Below are 25,665 nucleotides of genomic sequence, written 5' to 3'. Positions count from 1 at the left end.
GATGAGCGAAAACACCAAATACAAGTTGAACCTGCCCGAAACCAGTTTCCCCATGCGCGGAGAACTGGCGAAGCGTGAACCCGCATGGCTGAAAAGCTGGCAGGAAAAACAGGTGTACCAGCGCATACGCAATGCGCGCAAGGGCGCGAAGAAATTCATCCTGCACGACGGCCCGCCGTATGCCAACGGCGCGATCCATCTCGGGCATGCGGTCAACAAGATATTGAAGGACATCATCGTCAAGTCCAAAACCCTGTCCGGTTTCGATGCGCCTTACGTGCCGGGCTGGGATTGCCACGGCCTGCCGATCGAGCTGGCGGTCGAGAAGCAGCACGGCAAGGATATCCCGCCGGCCAAGTTCCGCGAGCTGTGCCGCGCCTATGCCGCCGAGCAGGTGGCGAGGCAGAAGCAGGACTTCATCCGCCTGGGCGTGCTGGGCGACTGGGACCATCCCTACCTCACCATGGATTTCCAGACCGAGGCCGACATCATCCGCGCGCTCGGCGACATCTACGAGAACGGCTACCTCTACCAAGGCTCCAAGCCCGTGCACTGGTGCGTGGACTGCGGTTCGGCACTGGCCGAAGCCGAAGTCGAGTACGAGGACGTCAACTCGCCCGCGATCGACGTCGGCTTCAGGTTCGTCGATAACGCTACGCTCGGCGCGGCGTTCAATACCGCCATCAATGGCGATGCCTACGCAGTGATCTGGACCACTACGCCCTGGACCTTGCCTGCCAACCAGGCGGTAAGCGTGCATCCCGAACTCGATTACGACCTGCTGCAGACCTCGCGCGGCTTGCTAGTGCTGGCGCGCGACCTGGCCGAAGCGACGCTCAAGCGCTATGGCGAGGAAGAGGCGCAAGTGCTCGGCTCTGCCAAGGGCGCGGCGCTCAAGGGCCTGCTGTTGCAGCATCCTTTCGACCAACGCACCGTTCCCGTGATCACTGGCGATCATGTCACGACCGATGCCGGTACCGGCCTGGTGCACACCGCCGCCGCCCACGGTAACGACGACTGGCTGGTGATGCGCGCGCATTATCCCGAGGAAAAGCCGCGCGTGCTGATCGGCGGCGACGGCAAGTTCTTCAACAGCGAGTTGGTCGAACTGGCGGCGATCCGCGGCTTGAACCGGCAAGAGGCCAACAAGGTGATCCTCACCGTGTTGCAGGAGAAAGGTGCATTGTTCGCCAGCGCACGCCTCAACCATAGCTTTCCGCATTGCTGGCGCCACAAGACGCCATTGATGCAGCTGGCGACCCACCAATGGTTCATCGGCATGAACCAGGCCGGCAGCAATGGCAAATCGTTGCGCGAACTGGCGAACAAGGCGGTGGACGATACGGCGTTCTATCCTGCCTGGGGCCGCGCGCGCCTTGAGGCGATGATCAAGAACCGTCCCGACTGGTGCGTCTCGCGCCAGCGCAACTGGGGCGTGCCGATGCCGTTCTTCGTGCACAAGGAAACCGGAGAACCGCATCCGCAAACTGCGAAGCTGCTCGAGACCGTCGCCTTGCAGGTGGAACAGCAAGGCATCGAAGCCTGGTTCTCGCTCGACGGTGCGGCGTTCCTGGCCCAGCATGCGCCGGATAACGCAGATCAGTATAAAAAAGTGACGGACACTCTTGATGTCTGGTTCGATTCCGGCGCCACGCATGCGGCAGTATTGAAGCGCCGTCCTGAACTGCAAAGCCCAGCCGACTTGTACCTGGAAGGTTCGGACCAGCACCGCGGCTGGTTCCAGTCCTCCTTGCTCACCGGCTGCGCCATCGACGGCCGCGCGCCTTACGACGCCTTGCTCACCCACGGCTTCACCGTGGACGAGAAGGGCTACAAGATGTCGAAATCGCGCGGCAACGGCATCGAGCCGCAGGATATCTGCAACCGCCTCGGCGCGGACATGCTGCGCCTGTGGATTGCGTCCACGGACTATTCCGGCGAAATGTCGCTGTCCGAGGAAATCCTCAAGCGCGTGACCGACAGCTACCGCCGCATCCGCAACACGCTGCGCTTCCTGCTCGCCAACCTGGCCGATTTCGATACGCGGCAGGATTCGCTGCCGGTCGGGCAGTGGCTGGAGCTGGACCGCTTCGGCCTGGCCCTGACGCAGAAATTGCAGGAGCAGGTGATTGCCGACTTCGACCGCTATGAATTCCACCTCGCGGTGCAAAAACTGGTGGGCTTCTGCTCCGAGGAGCTGGGCGGCTTCTACCTGGATATCCTCAAGGACAGGCTCTACACCTCGGGCGACAAGTCGCGCGCGCGCCGTTCCGCGCAGAGCGCGCTGCACCACATCACCCATGCCCTGATGCGCCTGATGGCGCCTATCCTCAGCTTCACTGCGGATGAAATCTGGAACACGCTGGGCCTGGATGCCCAGGCCACCGTGTTCGAGGAAACCTGGTATGCCTTGCCGGAGCACGGCCTGGACCAGGCGGCATTGCAGGCATGGGGTACGGTGTTGGAGGTGCGCAACGTCTCCAACAAGGCGATCGAGAACGAGCGTGCGCAAGGCAAGATCGGCGCTTCCCTGCAGGCCGAGCTGGATATCTATGCCAGCGGCGATATTCATGCCGCATTGGCGCGTCTGCAAGACGACCTGCGCTTCGTGCTCATGGCGTCGCGCGCCACCCTGCATGCGCGCGAGGGCGAGCTGGAGGTGAAGGTAAGCGCCAGCGCGCATGCCAAGTGCGAGCGCTGCTGGCACTACCGCGCCGATGTCGGCAGCGATGCCGCGCATCCCACTATCTGCGGGCGTTGCGTCAGCAACCTGTTCGGCCAGGGCGAGTCGCGCCATTATGCTTAAATGGCTGGGCCTTAGCGGCATCGTCATTGCGCTGGACCTTTACACCAAGCACCTGGTGCTCAAGGCGTTCGAATATGGCGAGCATGTGCAGCTGACTTCCTTTTTCGACCTGGTCCGCTATCACAACGAAGGTGCCGCATTTAGCTTCCTTGCGGCGGCCGGCGGCTGGCAGCGTATCTTTTTCAGCGCGATTGCCGTGGTGGCTTCCGTCATCATCATCCGCCTGTTGCGCAAGCGTCCGCAGCAGCGCCTGTTCTGCCTTGGGTTGGCCCTGGTGCTGGGCGGCGCGTTAGGCAACCTCTATGACCGCGTGACCTTGGGCTATGTGGTGGACTTTCTGTTTTTCCATTACAAGGAATACTACTGGCCGGCGTTCAACGTGGCGGATTCGGCGATTTGCGTCGGTGTCGCGTTGCTGATACTGGACAGCTTCAGGAAGAAAGCCTGAGTCGCTAGACACGGAGACGTGAATAAACAAAAAAAGCACACCTTGGTGTGCTTTTTTATTTCATGTCATGGTCGGCTTGTGGAAGCGTTAACAACAATCCAGCGAAACGATTCTGACCAGGCGCCTTGCCGAAGACAGTACAACTAGTACGGCAAGGCAGGGTAGGCCCAGAAGAATTTTTTTAAGCAGCTTGCTTGAGGCTGGCGATATCAATCACGAAGCGGTATTTCACGTCGCTTTTCAGCATGCGCTCGAATGCATTGTTGATTTCCTGGATCGGGATCAGCTCGATGTCGGAGATGATGTTGTGCTCGGCGCAGAAATCCAGCATTTCCTGGGTTTCCTTGATGCCGCCGATCAAGGAGCCGGCCAGCTTGCGGCGCTTGAAGATCAGGTTGGCGACGCTGGGCGAGGGATGCGGGCTGTCGGGCACGCCCACCAGGCACATCGAACCGTCGCGCTTGAGCAGGGCCATGAACTGGTCAAGGTCGTGCGGCGCGGCGACGGTGTTGAGGATGAAGTCGAAGCTTTGCAGGTGCTGCTGCATTTGCTCGGGGTCCTTGGATATGATGACTTCATCGGCCCCCAGGCGTTTTGCGTCCTCCACTTTGCTGGGGGAGGTGGTGAACAATACCGTGTGTGCGCCGAAAGCCTTGGCGAACTTGACGCCCATATGGCCCAGGCCGCCCAGGCCTACAATGCCGACTTTCTGGCCGGGGCCGACATTCCAGTGGCGCAGCGGGGAGTAGGTCGTGATGCCGGCGCAGAGCAACGGCGCTGTCGCTGCCAGGTCGAGCTTGTCGGAAATCTTGAGCGTGAAGCGCTCATCCACCACGATCAGGTTGGAATAGCCGCCATAGGTTGCCTGGCCGGGCATGTTCTTATCCGGGCTGTTATAGGTGAATACGGAATGGTTGCAGAATTGTTCCAGCCCTTCCGCGCAATCCGGGCACGTGCCGCATGAATCCACTAGGCAGCCGACGCCGGCGAGGTCGCCAGCTTTGAACTTGGTGACATTGCTGCCTACCTGGGTCACGCGCCCCACGATTTCATGTCCCGGCACGAGCGGGAAGGTGGAGTTTCCCCATTCGTCGCGAGCCTGGTGCAGATCGGAATGGCAAACGCCACAGAACAGGATCTCGATCTGTACGTCGTTCGCCCCAACCTGGCGGCGCTCGAATGAGAAGGGGGACAAGGGCGATTTTGGATCATGTGCGGCATAACTGATGACTTTGGTCATTTTGGCACTCCTGGTAAACGAAGGGGTTAAAGGAAGATGGAGGCATTATGCCGCGCTTCATTGATCCAATAAATGGAAATAATGGAATTTCACAATTCCTGAAAAATGAATTATCAAGCCCCAGCAAGCTAGGAAACGGCCTGCTGGGGCTTGTCCATGTTTTACAGTTGATGTGGGTATGTGGGTCAACTGCGGCGACTGTCGACGGACAGCCAGAGCGTGGGCGTGCTTGCCAGGATCAGGAAGCCGCCTGCGATGGCGAGGTCCTTGAGAAACAGGATGGTTTGCAGCGAGTCTTTCAGGTCGAAGTGGAAGAGGAAGGCAGCCGCGATACAGAAAATGGCGAGCAACCAGGCAACCAGGCGTGTCTGGAAACCGACTACAATGGCGATCCCGCCTAGAAGCTCAAGCGCAATCGTGGGCCATAGCAGTATGCCCGGCACCCCGGCAGACTCCATATAGGCTACCGTGCCGGTTTGATCCGCAATTTTCCCCGCGCCTGCGACAATGAAAATGATGGCGATCAGGATACGACCAAGTAGGTGTGCATATTGGTTCATTCATATCTCCTCTGCATTTAGTCTTGGAATGGGCGGCGGCAGATCAATATCTATCTGCCGCCGCCAGGCTCTACCATAAGACAATTTTGCGAGCTATGCCATGTCCGCATGCGCACTTCATGCAGTTTTACTGATTGCTGGCGGCATCCAGCGCAGTTTTTACACCGGCAGCATAGTTTGGATCTGCCTTGGCGAACTGGGCCAGCATGCGTTCCTGGATGGATGCGTTGGCTTGCGACAGGCCGCCTGCGATGTTATTGAACAATTGCTGCTTCTGGTTAGGACTCATGAGACGGAACAATGCGCCTGGCTGACTGTAGTAGTCCTCTTCAGACTGGTCGTGGTAACCGATCCATGCGTCTTCAAGCACGGGCAATGGCGGCTGTGCATATTGCGGCGCGGGAGCCGGTGAAACGCCGGCCCGGTCATTCGGGTAGAAATTGGGCACCTGGTTCAGGCTGCCGGCTGCCGCGCCATGGCCTGTTACCGGGCAACCTGCTGCCATGGCGCCATCGCGCTGGTAGTGATGTACCGGGCAGTGGGCGGCATTGACCGGCAACTGGTTGGCATTGACGCCTATGCGGTAGCGGTGCGCATCCTGGTAGGCCAGCAGGCGCGCCTGCAACATCTTGTCTGGCGAAGCGCCTATCCCTGGTACAAGATTGCTGGGAGCGAACGCAGCTTGCTCCGTCTCGGCAAAATAGTTATCCACATTGCGGTTCAGCTCAAGCTGGCCAATCTCGATCAAAGGATAGTCTCTATGTGGCCAGACCTTGGTAAGATCGAACGGATTGATGTTGTAAGTGCGCGCTTCGGCTTCCGTCATGATCTGCACCTTGACGGTCCAGGAGGGAAACTCCCTTCTGGCGATGGCGTCGACCAGGTCCTGCTGGGCGCCGTGTGCCGGGAGTTTCGCAGCCTCGTCGGCAGTGACGGTCTTGATGCCTTGGTTGCTCTTGATGTGCCATTTGACCCATACTCGTTTGTCTTGGTCATTCCAGAGGCTCAGGGTATGCGAACTGAATCCGTGCATATGGCGATACGAGGCTGGAATGCCGCGATCGGACATGAGGATGGTCATTTGGTGCAACGATTGCGGATGGTTGGCCCAGAATTCATAGGCATTGGCCGGATTGGACAGGTTGGTTTGCGGATCTTTTTTCTGGGAGTGGATAAAGTCCGGGAATTTGATCGGGTCGTTGAGGAAGAAGACCGGCGTGTTGTTGCCGACCAGGTCGAAGTTGCCTTCGCGGGTGTAGAACTTGATGGCGAAGCCTCTCGGATCACGGGCGAAATCACTGGAATCCTGGCCGCCGCCCACTGTGGAGAAGCGCACGAATACTTCCGTCTTGTCGCCAACCTGCTGCAGAAAGTTTGCGATCGTGAAATTGCTCAAGCTTTTGGTTAATGTGAACGTGCCATAAGCCCCTGTGCCACGGGCATGCACGACGCGTTCCGGGATGCGCTCGCGGTTGAAATGCGCAAGCTTCTCGAACAGGTAATGATTATCGAAGGTGAGAGGGCCGCGCGGGCCGACGCTGATACTGTTGTTATCGTCTGGCACCGGCGCGCCAGCCGAGGTTGTCAATGTACTCATCACTTTCTCCTTGATTGATGATGGTATGGGATTCGTGTCCTCGCGGACAGATCCGTTTTATTTATCAAGCAAATTTCAGAATCACTGCGATATTTTTATAAAGCAGCGCATGCCTGATGACAACCATCTTATCTATATTGTTTTTATAGTAAAAATTGATTGTTTTTATTTTAATGATAGATAATGCTAATGGATTTGTGGGGGAGATGACAATAAAAAGGGGGCTTGGCAGCCCCCTTGATCTTAATTGTATGACCTGCGAACCTAGTGATTGGAGTTCACGCGGATTTTCTGCAGGATGATGGTGGACAATTCTTCAATCGAGCGGCTTGTGGAGTCGATCCAGCTGATGCCTTCACGCTGCATCAGGTCTTCCGCGAGGCGGATTTCGTGGCGGCAGTTGTCCAAGGAGGCATAGTGGCTGTCGGGACGGCGCTCGCTTCGCACGCTGTGCAGGCGTTCGGGGTTGATCGACAGGCCGTACAGCTTCTCGGGATACTTCTTCAAGGCTTCAGGCAGGGTGCCGCGCTCAAGGTCTTCCGGGATCAGCGGGTAGTTCGCCGCCTTGATGCCGAACTGCATCGCCAGATACAGGCTGGTCGGCGTCTTGCCGCAACGGGATACCCCGACCAGGATCACTTGCGCTTCGCTGAGGCCGAAATCGGTCATGCCGTCGTCGTGGTTGAGCGTGAAGTTGATCGCATCGATGCGTTCATAGTAGCTGTTGCCCAGTACGCTATGGGCTATACCCGAGGTGCGCGAGGGCTGTTCCTGCAACTCCTCGGCCAGCGGGTCGACGAACGAACCGAACACATCCAGATGCACGGCGTTGCTTTGCTTGAGCATGTCGCGCAGGTCGGTGTTGACCAGGGTCATGACGACGATAGGGCGGGCTCCGTCTGCTTTTTCCGTGTCGGCGATCCTGACCAGCGCTTCTTCCACCTTCTGCTCCGAATTGGTGAAAGGCAGGCGGATGTGCTTGAAGCTCACCGTGGGAAAGTGCGCCAGCAGATGCCCGACGGACTCGGCGGTAATCCCGGTGCCGTCGGAAATGAAGAATACACTGCGTTTCTGCATGGCGCGCTATCCCTTGGCCTAAGTGAGTTACTTGCTCTTGCTGATGCGTTGCCAGGTGTTGATCACGGTATCAGGGTTGAGGGATACGGACTTGATGCCCTTTTCCACCAGCCACTCCGCGAAATCGGGATGGTCGGAAGGCCCCTGGCCGCAGATGCCGACGTACTTGCCTAGGCGGTTCGCGGTGCTGATCGCCATTTCCAGCAACACCTTGACCGCAGGGTCGCGCTCGTCGAAGCCGGCAGCCACCAGGCCTGAGTCGCGGTCCATGCCCAGGGAAAGCTGGGTCAGGTCGTTGGAGCCGATGGAGAAGCCGTCGAAATATTCCAGGAACTGTTCGGCCAGCAAGGCGTTGGATGGGATTTCGCACATCATGATCAGGCGCAGGCCGTTTTCGCCGCGCTTGAGGCCGTGCTTGGCAAGAATCTCGACCACTTTGCGCGCCTCGTCCAGGGTACGCACGAACGGGATCATGAGTTCGACGTTGGTGAGGCCGAGCTGCTCGCGTACCTTTCGCATCGCAATGCACTCGAGCTCGAAGCAGTCCTCGAAATCTGGCGAGATGTAGCGCGTTGCGCCGCGGAAGCCCAGCATCGGGTTTTCTTCTTCCGGCTCGTAGATTTCGCCGCCAATCAGCTTGCGGTATTCGTTGGACTTGAAGTCGGACATGCGCGCAATGACAGGCTTGGGCCAGAATGCCGCACCGATAGTGGCCACACCCTCGGCCAGCTTGTCGATGTAGAACTGGCGGGGGCTTTCGTAACCCTTGGCGCGGCGCTTGATTTCCTCTTGCAGGTCGGCAGGCACGCTGTCGAGGTTGAGGATGGCCTTGGGGTGGATGCCGATCATGTTGTTGATCACGAATTCCAGGCGGGCCAGGCCGACGCCGTCGTTCGGGATTTGCGCGAAGCTGAACGCCATGTCGGGGTTGCCGACGTTCATCATGACCTTGACAGGCGCCGGAGGCAGCTTGGCTTCTTCTTCCTGGGTGACGGTGAAAGGCACTGCGCCGGCATAGACGTAGCCGGTTTCGCCTTCGGCACAGGAAACGGTGACGACCTTGCCGTCTTCCAGCAGATCTGTGGCGTTGACGCTGCCGACGATCGCAGGGATGCCCAGCTCACGCGCAATGATGGCAGCATGGCAGGTGCGGCCGCCGCGGTTGGTCACCAGCGCGGATGCGCGCTTCATGACGGGCTCCCAGTTCGGGTCGGTCATGTCGGCCACCAAGACGTCGCCAGGTTGCACGGTGTTCATTTCAGAGGCGTGCTTGACCACGCGTACCGGGCCGGAGCCGACTTTCTGCGTCACGGCGCGGCCGGTGATGATCGCGGTGTTGCCGCTGCTGTTGATCTGGAATTTCTCGACCACGTTGCCGCTTTGGGATTTCACGGTTTCCGGGCGGGCTTGCAGGATATACAGCTTGCCGTCCACGCCGTCGCGGCCCCATTCGACGTCCATCGGGCACTTGTAATGCTCCTCGATCAGTACGGCAAAACGGGCAAGCTCGAGGATTTCCTCGTCGGCGATGGAGTAGCGCGCGCTTTCTTCCTTGCTGTTCTCCACGGTATGGGTGCTTTTGCCGGCGACGTTGCTGTCGCTGAACACCATCTTGATCAGCTTGGAGCCCAGCGTGCGGCGCACGATGGCAGGGAAGCCCTTGGCCAGCAATGGCTTGTGGACATAGAACTCATCCGGGTTCACCGCGCCTTGCACTACGGTCTCGCCGAGGCCGTAGGAGGAGGTGATGAAGACCACGTCGCGGAAACCGGATTCGGTATCCATGGTGAACATGACGCCGGAGCTGCCGAGGTTGCTGCGCACCATGCGCTGCACGCCGGCAGACAGTGCCACGTCGGCGTGAATGAAGCCCTTGTGCACGCGATAGGAGATGGCGCGGTCATTGTAGAGGGATGCGAACACTTCCTTGATTGCGTGCAGGATGTTGTCCAGGCCATGAATGTTGAGGAAGCTTTCCTGCTGGCCTGCAAAAGAGGCGTCAGGCAAGTCTTCGGCCGTCGCGGATGAGCGCACGGCAAATGTCATGTCGTCGCCGGAGTCGGCGGTCAGTGCCTTGTAATGCTCGGCGATGGCGTCTTGCAGCTCCTTGGGGAAGGAGGTGTCGACAATCCATTGGCGGATTTTTTCGCCGGTGGCGGCCAATGCATCGACATCGTCGACATCGAGCTTGTCGAGTTCCGCATTGATGCGCTTGTCCAAGCCGTCTTGTGCCAGGAATTGGCGGTAGGCGTGAGCTGTCGTGGCAAAACCACCTGGCACTCGTACGCCCTTGGCAGTGAGTTGGCTGATCATTTCGCCCAAAGAGGCATTCTTGCCGCCAACTGCAGGCACATCAGAGATGCGCAGCTTGTCAAAGGCGATTACGTAATCCAACATGTTTACTCTCCATCAATTACATGGCGCTGGGCGCACGTAAGTTTTTGTTTCAGTATGGCTTTCCATTAAGCAGTGAGCTGTCGGGGAGCGTAATACTAAAAAGCTAAAGATTTTAAGGGGATGTAGATAAGAAAACCAATATTTTGCCTTATTCTGGGCTTTGGTGTCACGCGTCACCGCACTCTGACAGCAAAAAATCCCTTTGCAAACGCAATATTCCAAGATTGTAAACGCTGTGCAACAGCTTGGGGATAGGGACTAGTCCAAATGGGCTAGGGATTCTTAGTTATTTTCTGGCCGGATGCTTGTTCAGCTTGCGCTGCAGGGTGCGCCTGTGCATATTGAGGCTGCGGGCAGTGGCGGAGATGTTGCCGTCGTTTTCCTGCAGTACGCGTTGGATGTGCTCCCATTCCATGCGGTTGACGGAAAGCGCATTGTTGGGGACGGGGGCGTTGATATCGCCTTCCGTTCGCTCGAATGCGGCAAGCACCTGGTCCGCGTCCGCAGGCTTGGCAAGATAGTGCGTTGCGCCCAGCTTGACCGCCTCCACGGCGGTGGCGATGCTGGCATAGCCCGTGAGCACCACGATGCGGGTCTGGTTGTCCAGCTGGTGCAAGTGCCTGACCAACGCCAGCCCGGAATCTCCGGGCATGCGCAGGTCGATGACGGCATATTCCGGGCTTTCGTCCACATACATGGACATGGCGTCGGCCACATTGTGGGCGACCTGCACCAGGAATCCCCGTTTTTGCATGGCTCTTTCCAGAACTTGCGTGAATATCTCGTCATCGTCCACCAGCAGCATTGTCGGCTGGTCTTGAAGCGTTTCTTGTGTCATGGCGTGTGTTTCGGCGTGGACTGCAATTGGAGGTTTTTCAACGGAATACGCACCCGGGTCAAGGTGCCCTGAGGCTCCCTGGGCGTGAATGCGACTTCGCCATCGAATTTTTCCAACACCGACTTGGCAAGGAATATGCCCAGGCCCAGGCCGCCGGCGTTCTGCTTGGTGCTATGGAATGGCCTGCCCATCAACGCGAGCCGGTCTGCGCTCGGGAAGCTGCCTCGGTCATGGATGTCGATGACTAAAATATCCTGCTCGACCCGGGCGGCCAGGCTGATGCCGTCGGGCGAGGCGTCGGCAGCGTTGTTGATCAGGTTGGTGAGGGCCTGGCCCAAGGCAAGGTCGGCCACAATCACCGGGCTCGGTTGTGTCAGCTGGATGTCCAGCTTGATCTGCGTGGCCGGGCGCATCTCCTTCCAGCGCTCCGCCACTTGCCTGATAAAGGCATCCGCAGGCATGGAGGAAGCGGCTTCGGAGCGCATCATGCCCGCCGATGCGGTGATGGAGGAGAGGATTTCCTTGCAACGGTCGATTTGCCTGCGCAGCAGGGTGAGCGCGCCGGACAGCTCAGGATCGTGCCGATGCTCCTGCACCAGCTCCTGGGCAATGACCGCCATGGTGGAGAGCGGGGTGCCGAGCTCGTGCGCCGCGCCTGTCGCCAGAGTGCCGATTGCCAGCATGCGTTCGCTCGCGAGCACTTTTTCCCGCGATTCGGCCAGCAGCTTGTCATATTCGCGCAGGTTGCGTCCCATGCGCTCCACGAAAAATGCAATGACGACCGCGCTGACGACGAAACCGCCCCACATGCCGAGCAAATGCAGGCTGAAGCCTTCGTCATGCTCGTGGTAGGAAGCGCCGTGATGCACTGCGCTATGAATGGTCAACGGCTCGTACCAGAACATCAGCAGGCTGTAGGCGGCAATGACCAACGCCGCGATCAGCCATGTATAGCGCCAGGGCAGCGCGACGGCGGCCACTGATAGCGGCAGCAGGTACATCCAGACGAAAGGGTTGCTGTAGCCTCCCGTGACATAGAACAGCCAGGTGAGCAGGGCAATGTCGAGCAATAGCTGTGTCAGCAGCTCGAGTTCATGGATGCGTGCCTGGCGCCACAGGCGCAGCCAGCTGAGTAGGTTGACGGCCAGCATGAGGCCGATGGCGCTGGCGACCTCGAACATGGGCAGCGCGATGTCGAATGCCCGGGTGGCGACTACGCTGGCCAATGCCAGGGCGGCCATCATGACGACGCGCAGCCACAGCAGGCGGCGCAGGTTCGTGGCAAAGGCGAGTGAGGACATGGGGCGATTCTACCCTAGGCAGGGCTTGGCAATGCATGCGGCAGAATGCCGCATCCGCGCAAATGCGCCTTGCCTGGCGTGAGAGAGGCTGCGACAACATGTCGCATTCCCAGGCGCCGGCGCTGCATTTAATATTCCCTTATCCAATTGAGGATACCTCGTCTAAAGGCCGATAGCCTTTTCGCAGAGGCTGGGTACTTGCTGGTGCCCAGCCTTTTTCTTTATCCGTACTCCGCAGTTGGCTCCAAGCCGGATGGCATGCCTGGCCCGTGCGGGCAGGCTAGATATCCAGCCGGACAGAGGCGTAGACGCCGCGGCCCTCGCCAGGCGAGTGCAAGGTTTGCGTATAGTCAGGGTCGTAATAAACATATTCGTAGTAACGGTCCGCCAGGTTGCGCACTTGCAGTTCCAGGCTGACGTTTTTCCGCACTTGCCATGCGGCGCCCAAATTGACGAGGAAATAGCCGCCGTATTTGCCCCAGGTGTTGGAGCGTTCCAGGTAGTAATCGCCTTGCCCGTTGCCCCAGGCGGAAAGCTTGAGCGTGGGCAGGATGCGGTAATCGGCGCCCAGGCCGTAAATCTGCCTTGGCACATGGTCGATCTCGTGGCCCTTGTTGCCCAGCTCGGTGTTGCCCGGCTTGGTGATTTCCGAGCGCTGTACGGACAGGTTGGCCCAGACATCCAGCTTTTCGGTCGGGCGCAGGTTCGCCTGGAAATCGATGCCCTGGCGCAAGGTCTGGCCGATGTTCTCGGAATCATTGCTGGCGCTGCCCAGGATGCGGCGCGCCTCGTTGCTGGCTTTCTGCTCCCAGGCCGCGATACGCCCGTCGATCCAGTCCGTAGGCTGGAATTTCAAGCCGACCTCCCAGCCGTCGTTGATGGAGGGCCTGAGATCGGGCGCGAGCGGGTTGGTTTTATAGGTGGCTGCGCCGATGCCGACCTGAAAGCTGCGCCCCCAGTTGCCGTAGACGCTGTAATGCTCTGACAGGCTATATACCGCGCTGATCTTGGGCTGGCGGATGGCGCCGTAGTCCTGCGCATCGGCATTGCTGCCATCGAGCAGGTTCTTGAAATCGCCGTCCACGCGGTCCACGCGATAGGCCGGCACGATCTTGAGCTTGGCGGTGGGGCGGATCACCGCCTGCAGGTAGACGCCGTAGGTGTCGAACTCGTAATGCTGGTTGCGCGTTGCGCCTAGCCGGCTGCGGGCGTTGGTCGTGTAGCGGTAGTTTTCGTTGTTCTGCCATTCGGCGCTGAAGCCGCCCTCGACGGCCAGGCTGTGCAGGCCGAGATGGTCCACGTCCGGCCGCCAGGTCAAGGTGGACAGCACCCCGGTATGGTTCTCCCTGAGCAGGCGTTCCTGCTGGTTGGCGTTCATGACGGAAAACCTCACCCAGCGCTGGTCGTCCATGGTGTTGAGGTAGGCCTTGTTGGACCAGAACCAGTGATCGTTGATGGTCCAGTCGAAATGCAGGCTGAGCTGGTTGAGCTCACGCTCTCCGCCGTCAGCGGCATTGTGCGGCAGGGATTGCCGGGCGTTGGCGCGCGATTGCGCATAGGTCAGGTAGCCGGCTTCCTGGGCGTCCTGCCGGTAATGGCGTGCGATCAGGCCGGTGCGGAAGCGGCCGTCCTCGGAATCGTAAAACCATTTACCTGCCACCGAATGCTTGCGGGAATCGGAATGGTCGCGGTATCCGTGATATTCCTGCACTGCCGCAAAGTAATTCTGGCTGAAGCCGTCTTTTTCGATGCCGACGGCGGTTTGCAGTTCACGCGTGTTGAAGCTGCCGTAGCTGGCCCGCGCCGTTGCGTAGTTGCCGCCTATCCTGGTGACGACGTTGGCATTGCCCGCAATATTGTGCAGGCCGTACCGCGGGTCGTTGGTGCCGCGTACGACTTCGATCGCCTCGATATCGAGCGGCATCAGCATGTCCAGATAAGGCATGTTGCCGTCGTTGCTGTTGCTGGGGATGCCGTCGATGAGCAACTTGACGGCATTGACTTCGCCCTCGCCGTTGAAGCCGCGGAACGAGAATTTCCCTGTCGTGGTGCCCATGCGGTATTCGGTCAGTTGCACGCCGGGAGCGCGGGAAAACAATTGCCAGCTGTTCTGCACCGATTGGGTTTCGATCGCCTCTTTGCCGATGACGTCGACAGAGGAGAGGATGCTGCGGGCGGGCAGGGCGGAAGCGCGGTTGCCCGTCACGACGATGCCGCCGATGGTGATCGTGGAGTCGTTGCTGCCGGTCTGTGTCGTGACATGGTCCGCGAATGCCTGGTGGTGGCATGCCGCCATCACGGACAGTGCAACAAGACGGTAACGGTACTGCATGAAAATGCTCCTGGGTGGGGTGTCGTCGGAATGGGTCTATCCGACCGTCATTGGTCTATTAAGGTAATGATCCGGGGTCTGCCGTTTTGCGTGACAAAGGCATATACTTGCTGCCCGGGACAGCGAATACGGCAGGCCATGCCTCATGAATCGAACATGAGGCCAGGGCCGCGGCAAGCCTGTTGAGTAGTGCTGCGATGTAGGCCCCATGGGCAATCGGCCCGTGCTTTTGCCTAAAAGGAATCATGCACGGATAATAACAACAAACGCTGTCCCTGAAGTGCGACAGATTGTCGCACTCGTATCATTTGCGTCATGCTCTCCATGAGTCAATGAAATATGAAACAAAAGATTATTGGAATTATCGGGGTTTTGATTGCTTGCTCGGCTGCCGCGGCAGAGATCGGGCTGGAGGTCGTCAACCATGAGGAGGACGCCAAGCTGCGCCAGCTGGCGGAACGTATTCCGAGCAATTGCCGTGTGGCGGGCACGCGCGATGCGAACGGGCAGCCCGTGTTTTTCTGGCAGCACACCTTCACCGACGGCACGCGCGACCTGGTCATGGCCACGTCGCTCGAGGGGCGGCTGCAAGGTATCCGGCGCGTCACCTATGACGGCAGCCGCAGCCTGGGTTGTCATTTCCCCTTGCTCGCCATCGTGCGGGGCGGCAATTGGGGCTGGCACCTGGTGTGGATGCGCATGAACAAGGGTGTGTACTACGCGCGCATGGACGGCTCGGCGTGGGTGTCTTCCCCTCCCAAGCGGATGTCCACCGACGATGTCAGCCATATCGAATTGATCTCGCTCAACAACCAAGTGAACCTGAACTGGCTGGAGATCCGCAGCGATGGCACCTCGGCGCTGCACCAGCTGGTTTCCGAGGATGATGGCCGCACCTGGGACAAGCGTTAGCGCAATGTAGGATTTTGTTAATGCCTGGCGCTTGAATTCATCCTGGATGGTCGCCATGTAGTAGTCAACCAAACATACATTGAAGGAAGGCAAGCATGCGTTTCGACAAATTGACTACAAAATTCCAGCAAGCCCTGGCTGACGCGCAAAGCATCGCGGTCGGCAACGACAATCCCAACATCGAAGCCTCGCACCTGCTGCTGGCCCTGCTCAACCAGGACGACGGCGGCACCGCATCGCTGCTCGCGCGCGCCGGGGCGAACCTGGCCCCGCTTAGGGCCGGGTTGCAGACCGCGATCGACAACCTGCCGAAAGTACAGGGCAATAGCGGCGATGTCTCGATTTCGCGCGAGCTCAACAACCTCCTCAACGTCACCGACAGGAACGCCCAGAAACGCAACGACGCCTATATCGCGAGCGAGATGTTCCTGCTCGCGCTGGCCGACGACAAGGGCGAGACCGGCCGCTTGCTGAAGACCCACGGCTTGACCAAGCAGGCGCTGGAGCAGGCGGTCAACGCCGTGCGCGGCAGCGATACCGTCAATAGCCAGGAGGCGGAAGGCAACCGCGAGGCCCTGAAGAAGTTCACGGTCGACCTGACCGAGCGAGCGCGCTCCGGCAAGCTCGATCCCGTGATCGGGCGCGACGATGAAATCCGGCGCGCGATCCAGGTATTGCAGCGCCGCACCAAGAACAACCCGGTATTGATCGGCGAGCCCGGCGTGGGCAAGACCGCGATTGTGGAAGGCCTTGCCCAGCGCATCGTCAATGGCGAGGTGCCGGAAACGCTCAAGAACAAGCGCGTGCTGGTGCTGGACATGGCGGGCCTGCTGGCGGGCGCCAAGTACCGGGGCGAGTTCGAGGAGCGCTTGCAGGCCGTATTGAAGGAGCTGGCGCAGGATGAAGGCCAGACCATCGTCTTCATCGATGAAATCCACACCATGGTGGGCGCCGGCAAGGCGGAAGGCGCGATGGATGCCGGCAATATGCTCAAGCCGGCGCTCGCGCGCGGCGAATTGCACTGCGTAGGCGCGACCACGCTGGACGAATACCGCAAGTACATCGAGAAGGATGCCGCGCTGGAGCGCCGCTTCCAGAAGGTGCTGGTGGACGAGCCTTCGGTCGAGGCGACCATCGCCATCCTGCGCGGCTTGCAGGAAAAATACGAAGTGCACCACGGCGTCGAGATCACCGACCCCGCGATCGTCGCCGCCGCCGAGTTGAGCCACCGCTACATTACCGACCGCTTCCTGCCGGACAAGGCCATCGACCTGATCGATGAGGCGGCGTCGCGCATCAAGATGGAAATCGACTCCAAGCCGGAAGCGCTGGACAAGCTCGAGCGCCGCTTGATCCAGCTCAAGATCGAGCGCGAAGCGGTGCATCGCGAGAAGGACGAGGCTTCGCAAAAGCGCCTGTCGCTGATCGAGGATGAAATTCGCCGCCTGGAGAAGGAATATGCCGACCTGGAGGAAATCTGGAAGGCGGAAAAAGCCCAGGTGCAGGGCAGCAAGCACCTGAAGGAAGAGATCGAGAAGGTCAGGCTGCAGATCGAGGAAGCCACGCGCAATGGCGAATGGCAGAAAGTGTCCGAGCTGCAATACGGCAAGCTGCCGCAGCTGGAAACCCAGCTCAAGCAGGCCGCTAGCGCCGAGGAAGGCGAGCCTAAGCAACACCGCCTGCTGCGCACGCAGGTCGGCGCGGAAGAAATCGCCGAGGTGGTGTCGCGCGCGACGGGCATCCCTGTCTCCAAGATGCTGCAAGGCGAGCGCGACAAGCTCCTGCATATGGAAGACAAACTGCATGAGCGCGTGGTGGGGCAGGACGAGGCGGTGCGCCTGGTCAGCGACGCGATCCGCCGTTCGCGCTCAGGCTTGTCCGACCCCAACAAGCCGTATGGCTCCTTCCTGTTCCTGGGCCCTACCGGCGTGGGCAAGACCGAGCTCACCAAGGCGTTGGCGGGTTTCCTGTTCGATTCGGAAGACCACCTGATCCGCATCGACATGAGCGAGTTCATGGAAAAGCATTCCGTAGCGCGCCTGATCGGCGCGCCGCCGGGCTACGTCGGCTACGAAGAGGGCGGCTACCTGACCGAGGCCGTGCGCCGCAAGCCTTACTCGGTGATCCTGCTGGACGAGGTCGAGAAAGCGCACCCGGACGTGTTCAACGTGCTGCTGCAGGTGCTGGACGACGGGCGTTTGACCGATGGCCAGGGCCGTACCGTGGACTTCAAGAATACGGTGATCATCATGACCTCCAACCTCGGATCGCAGATGATCCAGAACATGAGCGGCGACGACTACCAAGTCGTCAAGCTCGCCGTGATGGCCGAGGTGAAAGCCAATTTCAGGCCCGAGTTCGTCAACCGCATCGACGAGGTAGTGGTGTTCCACGCGCTGGGCGAGTCGCACGTGAAGTCGATTGCCGGCATCCAGTTGCAGAGTTTGGCCAAGCGCCTGGCGGCGATGGACATGCAGCTAGACGTCAGCGATGCTGCGCTGGCCGAGATTGCCAACGCCGGTTTCGATCCTGTGTATGGCGCACGTCCGCTCAAGCGTGCGATCCAGTCCGAGATCGAGAACCCGCTGGCCAAGGAAATCCTCAATGGCACATTTGCCGCCAAGGATACGGTGCATGTGGACTTCAAGGGCGGGCGCATGGTGTTCAGCAAGGCTTGACCATAACGGGGCAGGAATATTCCTGCCCCGTTTCTTATGATCAGAGTGAAAAATTTTGCACTAGAATATGAACGGTTGGGAATTTGGCGGCCGCTTCATGGTCATACAGGCAGTTTGGCCTGTCATGGCCTTTGAAGCAGGTTTGGAGTGATCTGGCAGGCGCCAGGAGGATGAGATGAGATTGATCGTTGCTGTCGTGATGGGCAGTTTGGTACTGGCGGGGTGCGCGACTACCCAGCAGCAGAAGGAACCGCAGATCCAGCGTATTTCCGCTGAAGAACTGGAGAAGCTACTGCCGCAGCCTGCGCCGTTCATTACCTATGACGAGCTGGTGCGCCTGTCCAAGGCCGGTACCAGCCCTGACGAGATCATTGCCAAGATCAAGGAAAGCAATTCGCGCTACGACCTGACCCCCTCCAAGGCGTTGGAGCTGAGCAAGCAGGGCGTGGACCCCAAGGTGCTCGATTATATTTACAGCAGCCGCGAGCAGGCGTTGCGGGACGGTTTTGCTGAAGAGCTGAACAAGCGCGAGAAGGAAAAAGTGATAGAGCAGGAAAAGCTGCGCCGTGAATACCAATGGCGCAACCGCGGATTCTACGACCCCTTCTGGGGACCGGGTTACGGCCCATACTGGCGCGGCTACTATGGCCCGCGCTGGGGCTGGTGGTAGACAGCAGTGCAAGCTTGGGGCTGGTTTTCCAGCCCTTTTTTATTGCCAGTAGTAAATATATTCAGCGATCCATATCGCGCGTGGCGGCGCGCCAGCGCAATTTCTCCGAATAGCGGTGCCGGGCCTGCAGGCGGGTATCCTTGAGAATGATTTCCAGGGTCTCGCCCAGGATGCGGACGACGCCAAGGATGGGGATCACCAGCATCAAGCCCGCCACGCCTGCAATCGCCTCGCCGATCAGGAACATCATGATGGTGAGCAGCGGGTGGATGCGCAGGCTGCGCCCGACGATAGCAGGCAGGAAGAAGAAATCGTCCAGCATGCGGATCATGACGAACAAGGCTGCCAGGCTGTAGATCACGCCGATGTTGCCCGGCATGTCGGTGGAAGCGACCAGCGCCACGATGGCAAACCCCAGCAAGGGGCCCAGGTAAGGTATCCAGCACAGGACGGCCACGATCATGCCCAGCATCAAGGGAGAGGATATGCCGAGCGCCCACAAGCCCAATGTCGTCAGGATGGTGTCTATTACCGTCATCTTCATGAGGCCGACAAAATAGAGCCTGGCGGTCTGGTCTACCGCATGGATGAGGTAAAGGGTCTTTTCGAAGAAGGCGTTAGGCACGGCGGTGCCCAGCATTTTCCTGAAATTGGCGCCGTCCTTGAGCATAAAGAAGGTAATAATCGGCGTGAGCAGCAGGGAAGGCAGCCAGGTGGCGAGCCCGCTCAGTATCTTGCCCAGGTATTTGTCGGAAAAGTGCTCTGAGACGTCCGTAATCTGCTTCGAGATGTTGTCGCCGAAATGGGCGGTCTGCAGGAAGCTGAACTTCTCCTGCACGCCTTGCAGCGCCTGTTCTGCCAAGGCGGCTCCCCCGGCCGAGTAATGGGCGAAGCCGGTCTGCCACGATGCCGCGTTGGCAACCACCATGGGATAGACCAACAACAGCCCGACCGCGGTCACCACCAGGAACGCGCCGCTCAATGCCACCGCGGCAAGCCCGCGTCCCGTGCCTGCGGCCACCATCTTTTTCTCCAGCGGGGCGAGCAGGTAATAGAGGATCAGCGCCAGCAGGAAAGGCACGACCAGCCAGAGGATTTTCTTGAAGATCAGCAACAGCAGGCAGGTGGTGGCAATGATGCCTGCCCAGGCCAAGGGGCCGGGCCCGTGCTGCTCGTCCGCCAATAAGGGCTGGTCGATGGTTTCGCGTTCAATTTCGGGAAATTGAACGCGCCTCAGGCTGCAATGCTCTGAAATGGTATCCGCGATCTGCGGATGCGTATGCAGCAAATGCAGGAAGTCGTCACGGAACAGTACCGCAAGCACGCAGTCTTCCAAGGCGCGGATCTGGGTTTTGCGGCGCACGTTCTCCAGTAAGGCCCGCTCCCCGAAAAACTGCCCCGCCTCCAGGGTGCCGATGATCTGCCCGTCCAGCGATACCCGCACCTTGCCCGAGAGGATAAAGTAAATGGCCTGACCTTCCTCATGCGGGTCGAAGATGATTTCATCCCGCACATAGGTGCGCTGGTGCAGCAGGTTGTTCAGGGTGTCCAGCTCGTGGTTGCTGAGCCCGGCCAGCAAAGGCACCTCGCGCAATACAATCTGGTGGTGGGATACGGCGGGGTGGCGGAAACGGCTGAGTAACATGGGAAAGGCTCTGGGCTTGTATTGCCGACTATTCTATCCCGAGGCGGCCGGATCACAAGAGGGCAAGCGGCGAAGCAAGCAGGCGTTGCGTCATGAAAGCCGGAGGGGCGGCCGCAAAACAGAGGTCAGGCCCGCGCCGGGACGACAGCGAGCCTGGTTGCTGGGGGATCAGTTGCGTGGACGACGACGTGCAGCCAGGCCCAATAAGCCTAATCCTGTCAGCAGCATCGCATAGGAACTTGCTTCCGGCACGGCGGCAATATTGGCGACCACCTGGATGGATTGCAGGTTGAGCGACGCAGTGCCTATTACGCCTTGGTCTTCATATACATCTTCCCAATAACCATCTTCTACCCATTGATCGGGCTCGCAGAATCCATATTCGTCACAAGGCCCTGGTTCGTAATAGCCGGTGTCAATCCATACCTGACCCATATAAACAGACGTCCAAGTATAATCCGCCCAAGCTTCGAAAGAGCCAGCGATCGTGGGTGGAGCGTCACCGGGAATGATGCCTGTTGCGCTGAAACTGGAGCCATACCCGTCATAACCGTAAAATGATGCTCCTGAACCATTAACGCTCACACCGGCGGCACCCAGGCTACCGTTTGACGCGTCATAAGTACCGGAATAGGTGATGGAGTAACTTTCGATGACCTGGCCGGGATGTACGGTAAAGGACAACGGAAGGGAAAAGGTGCCGGAAAAGCTTTCGTAACTAAAATAACGTCCGCCGTCCGCACTGACATACAGAGCGCCATTAAAGTTGATTGAAACCCCATTGGTAACACCGGATATTGAAGCAATACTGTTGTCCAGCGTTTGCCATCCGTAATATGCATCCTCGACTTCGAGCTGGAACGTATCCGGATCGTAGGTGATATCGACGGCACTGGAGTTGATGGTGGTGGGGGCAGCCAAAGCGGGAATAGCGGTTGCGAGCATGACGACGGCACTCAAGTAACGCATTTTCATTTTGATTCTCCCAGGGGTGATGGAGGCTATGATTATGGGCGCGGTAAAGGTATATTGATATACCTTGTGAATGGTCAGAATGGACTATTGGGCGGGCGTTTTCATTGCAGAAATTTGGGGCTGGACGGTTCTTTATTTTTCGGTGCCGCACTCGGCCGTTATACTTCGGACATCAGGCTAAGCCTCAGGAGTCATTGCATGCAGCAGCAACATCACCAGATCGTTCAACATACCAACGGGCGCCGCTTGTATGACATTACGCCTGCCGTGACGCGGTGGGTGGGGGCGGCAGGCATCCGCCAGGGCTTGTTGACGCTGTACATCCAGCATACTTCGGCCAGCATCCTCATCAACGAGAATTACGATTCCGACGTGCTGGTGGATATGGAAAGCTTCTTCGAGCGCCTGGTGCCTGACGGCGACCCGCTGTTCATCCATACCGCCGAGGGGCCGGATGACATGCCGGCGCATGTGCGATCCGCATTGACGCAGACCAGCATCTCCATCCCGGTCGTGGACGGCAAGGCGGCGCTGGGCACCTGGCAGGGGATATTTCTCTACGAGCACCGGCGCATGTCGCATACGCGCAAGGTGTTGCTGCACTTGATAGGCGAATAAGCAGCGGCAGGAAGTCTCGCTGTTCTGTGGGATGGTTTCGTTATACTGTTTTATAAGCTTTGTTTGAGCCGCGCCTGGCAGGCGCTTTTGGCTTTTACTTCACCACGCTCCAGCTCAGCGGGTCGAAAGGCTTGCTCTGGTGGCGTAGCTCAAAGTAAACGCCGTGCTGTTCATTGCCGCCGCTGTTGCCGACCGAGGCGATGGTATCCCCGCCCTTGACGTTGTCCCCGACCTGCTTCAACACTGCCTGGTTGTTGCCGTACAGGCTCATGTAGCCGCTGCCGTGGTCGACGATGATGAGGTTGCCAAAACCGCGCAACCAGTCGGCGAACACGACCTGGCCGCTGGCGACGGATTTGACCTCGCTGCCTTCGTTGGCCCGGATGAATAGGCCTTTCCAGGAAATGCCGGTGTCGGCGCGGCTGCTGCCGAAGCGGTTGGTGATTTCGCCGCGCACCGGCAGGTTGAGCTTGCCCTTGAGCGAGGCGAAGTTGGTGCCGTCAAACGCGTTGCTGGGCAAAGTATCATTGCGGCCGACGATCTTGCCGCCCGGGGATTTGTTGCCGGCGCTTGCGGCTTGCTTTGATTTGTCGCGCGCGGCCTCGCGTTGGGCTTTCTCCCGGGCAGCCTTTTCACGCGCGGCTTGCTCGCGCGCAGCCTTGGCGAGCTTTTCCATCAATTGCGTCAGGCGCTGCTCGTCGCGCTTGAGCTTGTCGATCTCGTTGCGTTGCGCGCTGATCTTGCTGGAGAGCTGCTTGACCAGCTTGTCGCGCTGCTTCTTCTGTTGTTGCAGTTCCGTGCGCTCTTTTTCCTGCTGCTCCTGGAGCGCATCCAGTTGCGCCAGGGTTCTGCTGGTTTCCGCATTGAGGGCCTCTACCTTGGCAAGGTTGGCGGAGGCTGCGTCCATCAATTCCTTGCGCGCCTGGGACACATAGCCGAAGTAGTGCAATTGGCGTGCCGCGGCGTTGGGGTCTTGCTGCTGCAACAGCACCTGCGCCTGGTTGGGCTTGCCATGCAGGTATTGCTGGTAGAACTGCTGGTTCAGCAGCGCCTGCTGCTGCTTGAGTTCAGCCTCATGCGCGGCTTTCTGTTTTTGCAGGGATTGCAAGGCCTGGCTGCTCTCCTGCTGTTGCTGCTTGAGGTCAACCAGCTTGCGGTTGGCGTCGCTGATGGCCTTTTCGCTTTTCTTGAGCGCATCGGCGGCCTCGGCATGCGCCTCCTTGGAGCTGTCCAGTTCTTTCTTCAGCGATTCTAGGCGCTGGTGGATTTCATCCAGCGCAGCTTTCGGCTTTTCCGGGTCGTTCTTGGCGGCCCATGCGGTTGGCGCGGCAGAAAGGCTGCCTGCGAGCAGCATGCTGAGCCAGCGCACGTGCATACGCTACGCCGCCTGGAAAACGACCAGGGATTTGCCGGTCATTTCAGGCGGCTGCTTAAGCCCCATCATGGCCAGCAGCGTCGGCGCCAAGTCGCACAGCGAGCCTGTACCCGGGGCGGCCAGCGTGGCAGGCTTGCCGATGAAGAACAGCGGCACCTGGTTGGTGGTGTGCTGGGTATGGGGCTGGTTGTTCTCGTAATCGCGCATCTGCTCGACATTGCCGTGGTCGGCCGTGATGATCATTTGCCCGCCTATGCTTTCCATCGCCTTGACGATGCGCGCAATGCAGGTGTCTATGGTTTCCACGGCCTTGATCGAGGCGTTGAGGTCGCCGGAGTGGCCCACCATGTCGCAATTGGCATAGTTGCAGATGATGGCGTCGTATTTCCTGCTCAGGATGGCGGCTTCCAGCTTGTCGGTCATTTCGTAAGCGCTCATCTCGGGTTGCAGGTCGTAGGTCGCCACCTTGGGGGAGGGGACTAGGATACGGTCTTCGCCGTTGAAGACTTGCTCCTCGCCGCCATTGAAGAAGAAGGTGACGTGCGGGTATTTCTCCGTCTCGGCAATGCGCAATTGCGTCAAGCCGTGCTGGGCGACATATTCGCCGAAGGTGTTGCGGATTTCCACCGGGGCGAAAATCGGCTTGGCCCGTGTTTCCGCCTTGTCGTAGAGGGTCAGGGTGTAAAAGCCTGCCAGCTTGGGCTGGCGGCGGCGGTTGAAGCCTTCGAAGTCGGGGTCGAGCAAGGCGTGCGTGAGCTGGCGCGCGCGGTCTGAGCGGAAGTTGACGAAGATCACCACGTCGCCGTCTTCCATGGTCACTGGCTGCTCCCCGGCGGCCGCAATCGCTGTGGCCTTGACGAACTCGTCCTTCTCGTCGCGCGCATAGGCGGCTTCCAGGCCTTGCAGGGCGGTGGCCGCGGCAAACTCGCCCTGGCCGTCGGTAATGAGGTTGTAGGCGGCCTCGACGCGGGGCCAGCGCTTGTCCCTGTCCATGGCGTAGAAGCGGCCGCAAATCGAGGCGATCTTGCCGCCGCCGATGCGGGCGCAGGCTTGCTCGAGCTTTTCCAGGTAAGGCCTGGCGCTGATCGGCGGCGTGTCGCGCCCGTCGAGGAAGGCATGCACATACACTTTTTCCACGCCGGCTTTCACCGCCATTTCAATGGTGGCGTGGATATGGTCCTGGTGGCTGTGCACGCCGCCGTCTGATACCAGGCCGAGGATATGTACCGCCTTGTGCGCGGCCTTGGCCTTGTCGACAGCCTCGACCAGGACGGGATTGCTGAAGAACTCCCTCGATGCGATGGAGCGGTTGATGCGCTCGAAATCCTGGAACACCACCCGCCCGGCACCGATGTTCAGGTGGCCGACCTCGGAGTTGCCCATCTGGCCGCTGGGTAGTCCGACAAAAGTCTCGGAGGCGTTGATCAGGGTATGCGGGTACTGTGCCCAGAAGCGGTCGATGTTGGGCGTGTTGGCCAGGGCGATGGCGTTGTCGTGGCTATCTTCACGGTAGCCGAAGCCATCAAGGATAACGAGTAATGCAGGCGTTACAGTCATTGCGGTCAGGATTCCGGTGAACTCAAGAAATAGCCCTGTATTTTAGAGAGTTTTTGTTGATCACGCATGTTTAATCGCCGATTTGATCCGCCAGGAATGGTTTTTGTTCAGTTTTTTGCAATATGGGCTTGAATTTTCCCCGGCCGGCATCATCTAGTCTGAAATGGCCGCCTGTAGGCGGTGGTAATTTGAGTACAATGATGCCTTTCGGGCATATCTTGAGGTGATTGTGGATTTTTTTGCAAAGAACGCATTATGGATCGGGCTGGCAATCGGCTCCGGCATCATGTTGCTGCTGCCGACAATCAGGCGCGGGGCCGGGGCGGCCGTCAGCGCCAGCGATGCGGTGATCTTGATCAACCGCTCTCATGCCGTGGTGCTGGATGTGCGTGACGACGCCGAGTTCGCAGCCGGCCATATCGCCGATGCCAAGCATATCCCATTGGCGCAGCTGCCCGAGCGCCTCAAGGAATTGAGCAAATTCAAGGACAAGCCGGTGCTGGTGTATTGCGAAAGCGGCGCGCGCGCCGGCAAGGCGGCGGCTATCCTGGCAAAAAACGAATTCAAGCAGGTTCAGCAATTGCAGGGCGGCGTCAAGGCCTGGCAGGATGCCAAGCTGCCGCTGGTGAAGGGCTAGGC

Annotated in this window: 19 protein-coding genes; 7 read left to right on the top strand and 12 right to left on the bottom strand. The window is 59.2% G+C overall.

Annotated features, from left to right (window positions below):
- Nucleotide 1: 1 nt before the first annotated feature.
- Nucleotides 2-2,806, top strand: coding sequence for an isoleucine--tRNA ligase (ileS, locus tag ACWXTG_RS08055; RefSeq protein ID WP_480219547.1), 2,805 nt, complete (start codon nucleotides 2-4; stop codon nucleotides 2,804-2,806).
- On the top strand, nucleotides 2,799-3,254 hold the full coding sequence (gene lspA, locus ACWXTG_RS08050) for a signal peptidase II (protein WP_480219546.1): 456 nt from the start codon (nucleotides 2,799-2,801) through the stop codon (nucleotides 3,252-3,254). Before ileS ends, lspA begins: the two co-directional genes overlap by 8 nt.
- 181 nt (nucleotides 3,255-3,435) lie before the next feature.
- Here lspA and ACWXTG_RS08045 read toward each other — a convergent pair whose 3' ends face one another.
- The 8 genes from ACWXTG_RS08045 to ACWXTG_RS08010 form a co-directional block, all read right to left on the bottom strand.
- Nucleotides 3,436-4,494 carry an NAD(P)-dependent alcohol dehydrogenase gene (locus tag ACWXTG_RS08045; RefSeq protein WP_309566297.1) on the bottom strand — a complete coding sequence of 353 codons (1,059 nt, stop codon included), beginning with the start codon at nucleotides 4,492-4,494 and terminating at the stop codon, nucleotides 3,436-3,438.
- A gap of 185 nt (nucleotides 4,495-4,679) precedes the next feature.
- Nucleotides 4,680-5,054, bottom strand: a complete 375-nt coding sequence (locus tag ACWXTG_RS08040; RefSeq protein ID WP_480219545.1) for a DoxX family protein — start codon at nucleotides 5,052-5,054, stop codon at nucleotides 4,680-4,682.
- A gap of 127 nt (nucleotides 5,055-5,181) precedes the next feature.
- A complete protein-coding gene (locus ACWXTG_RS08035; RefSeq protein ID WP_480219544.1) occupies nucleotides 5,182-6,651 on the bottom strand; it encodes a catalase in 1,470 nt (489 codons plus the stop codon).
- Between the two features lie 264 nt (nucleotides 6,652-6,915).
- A complete protein-coding gene (ppsR, locus tag ACWXTG_RS08030; protein WP_309566300.1) occupies nucleotides 6,916-7,728 on the bottom strand; it encodes a posphoenolpyruvate synthetase regulatory kinase/phosphorylase PpsR in 813 nt (270 codons plus the stop codon).
- 27 nt (nucleotides 7,729-7,755) lie between these two features.
- A complete protein-coding gene (ppsA, locus tag ACWXTG_RS08025; RefSeq protein ID WP_309566301.1) occupies nucleotides 7,756-10,125 on the bottom strand; it encodes a phosphoenolpyruvate synthase in 2,370 nt (789 codons plus the stop codon).
- 286 nt (nucleotides 10,126-10,411) lie between these two features.
- Nucleotides 10,412-10,963, bottom strand: a complete 552-nt coding sequence (locus tag ACWXTG_RS08020; RefSeq protein ID WP_480219543.1) for a response regulator transcription factor — start codon at nucleotides 10,961-10,963, stop codon at nucleotides 10,412-10,414.
- On the bottom strand, nucleotides 10,960-12,264 hold the full coding sequence (locus tag ACWXTG_RS08015; protein WP_480219542.1) for an ATP-binding protein: 1,305 nt from the start codon (nucleotides 12,262-12,264) through the stop codon (nucleotides 10,960-10,962). The genes ACWXTG_RS08020 and ACWXTG_RS08015 overlap by 4 nt, the downstream gene beginning before the upstream one ends.
- A gap of 280 nt (nucleotides 12,265-12,544) precedes the next feature.
- Nucleotides 12,545-14,596 (bottom strand): TonB-dependent receptor, encoded by a 2,052-nt coding sequence (locus ACWXTG_RS08010; protein WP_480219541.1) that lies wholly within the window; start codon nucleotides 14,594-14,596, stop codon nucleotides 12,545-12,547.
- A gap of 339 nt (nucleotides 14,597-14,935) precedes the next feature.
- Between ACWXTG_RS08010 and ACWXTG_RS08005 the strand changes: the two genes are divergently transcribed.
- The 3 genes from ACWXTG_RS08005 to ACWXTG_RS07995 all read left to right on the top strand — a co-directional run bounded on the left by ACWXTG_RS08005 (nucleotide 14,936) and on the right by ACWXTG_RS07995 (nucleotide 18,856).
- Nucleotides 14,936-15,508, top strand: a complete 573-nt coding sequence (locus ACWXTG_RS08005) for a hypothetical protein (RefSeq protein WP_407997262.1) — start codon at nucleotides 14,936-14,938, stop codon at nucleotides 15,506-15,508.
- A 95-nt stretch (nucleotides 15,509-15,603) separates the two neighbouring features.
- A complete protein-coding gene (gene clpB, locus ACWXTG_RS08000; RefSeq protein WP_480219540.1) occupies nucleotides 15,604-18,186 on the top strand; it encodes an ATP-dependent chaperone ClpB in 2,583 nt (860 codons plus the stop codon).
- Nucleotides 18,187-18,361: 175 nt separating this feature from the next.
- Nucleotides 18,362-18,856: a hypothetical protein gene (locus ACWXTG_RS07995; protein WP_309566309.1), complete on the top strand. Its 495-nt coding sequence runs from the start codon at nucleotides 18,362-18,364 to the stop codon at nucleotides 18,854-18,856.
- A 61-nt stretch (nucleotides 18,857-18,917) separates the two neighbouring features.
- Here the strand turns inward: ACWXTG_RS07995 and ACWXTG_RS07990 are convergent, their stop codons facing one another.
- Together ACWXTG_RS07990 and ACWXTG_RS07985 are read right to left on the bottom strand one after the other, a co-directional pair.
- Entirely contained in the window at nucleotides 18,918-20,501 is a 1,584-nt protein-coding gene (locus tag ACWXTG_RS07990; protein ID WP_480219539.1) for an AI-2E family transporter, read from the bottom strand.
- A 168-nt stretch (nucleotides 20,502-20,669) separates the two neighbouring features.
- On the bottom strand, nucleotides 20,670-21,476 hold the full coding sequence (locus tag ACWXTG_RS07985; protein ID WP_480219538.1) for a PEP-CTERM sorting domain-containing protein: 807 nt from the start codon (nucleotides 21,474-21,476) through the stop codon (nucleotides 20,670-20,672).
- 198 nt (nucleotides 21,477-21,674) lie between these two features.
- On the opposite strand from ACWXTG_RS07985, the gene ACWXTG_RS07980 reads away from it, so the two are divergent.
- Entirely contained in the window at nucleotides 21,675-22,094 is a 420-nt protein-coding gene (locus ACWXTG_RS07980; RefSeq protein WP_309566312.1) for a secondary thiamine-phosphate synthase enzyme YjbQ, read from the top strand.
- Between the two features lie 94 nt (nucleotides 22,095-22,188).
- On the opposite strand, the gene ACWXTG_RS07975 is transcribed toward ACWXTG_RS07980, so the two are convergent.
- On the bottom strand, nucleotides 22,189-23,469 hold the full coding sequence (locus ACWXTG_RS07975; RefSeq protein WP_480219537.1) for a murein hydrolase activator EnvC family protein: 1,281 nt from the start codon (nucleotides 23,467-23,469) through the stop codon (nucleotides 22,189-22,191).
- 3 nt (nucleotides 23,470-23,472) lie between these two features.
- Nucleotides 23,473-25,026, bottom strand: a complete 1,554-nt coding sequence (gene gpmI / locus ACWXTG_RS07970; RefSeq protein ID WP_480219536.1) for a 2,3-bisphosphoglycerate-independent phosphoglycerate mutase — start codon at nucleotides 25,024-25,026, stop codon at nucleotides 23,473-23,475.
- Nucleotides 25,027-25,255: 229 nt separating this feature from the next.
- On the opposite strand from gpmI, the gene ACWXTG_RS07965 reads away from it, so the two are divergent.
- On the top strand, nucleotides 25,256-25,663 hold the full coding sequence (locus ACWXTG_RS07965; RefSeq protein WP_480219535.1) for a rhodanese-like domain-containing protein: 408 nt from the start codon (nucleotides 25,256-25,258) through the stop codon (nucleotides 25,661-25,663).
- The last annotated feature ends 2 nt before the right edge of the window (nucleotides 25,664-25,665 follow it).

Source organism: Methylobacillus sp. DLP286 (assembly GCF_056636515.1).
Note: the sequence above shows the minus strand (reverse complement) of the source record. Positions and strands in the feature narration are given on the sequence as shown.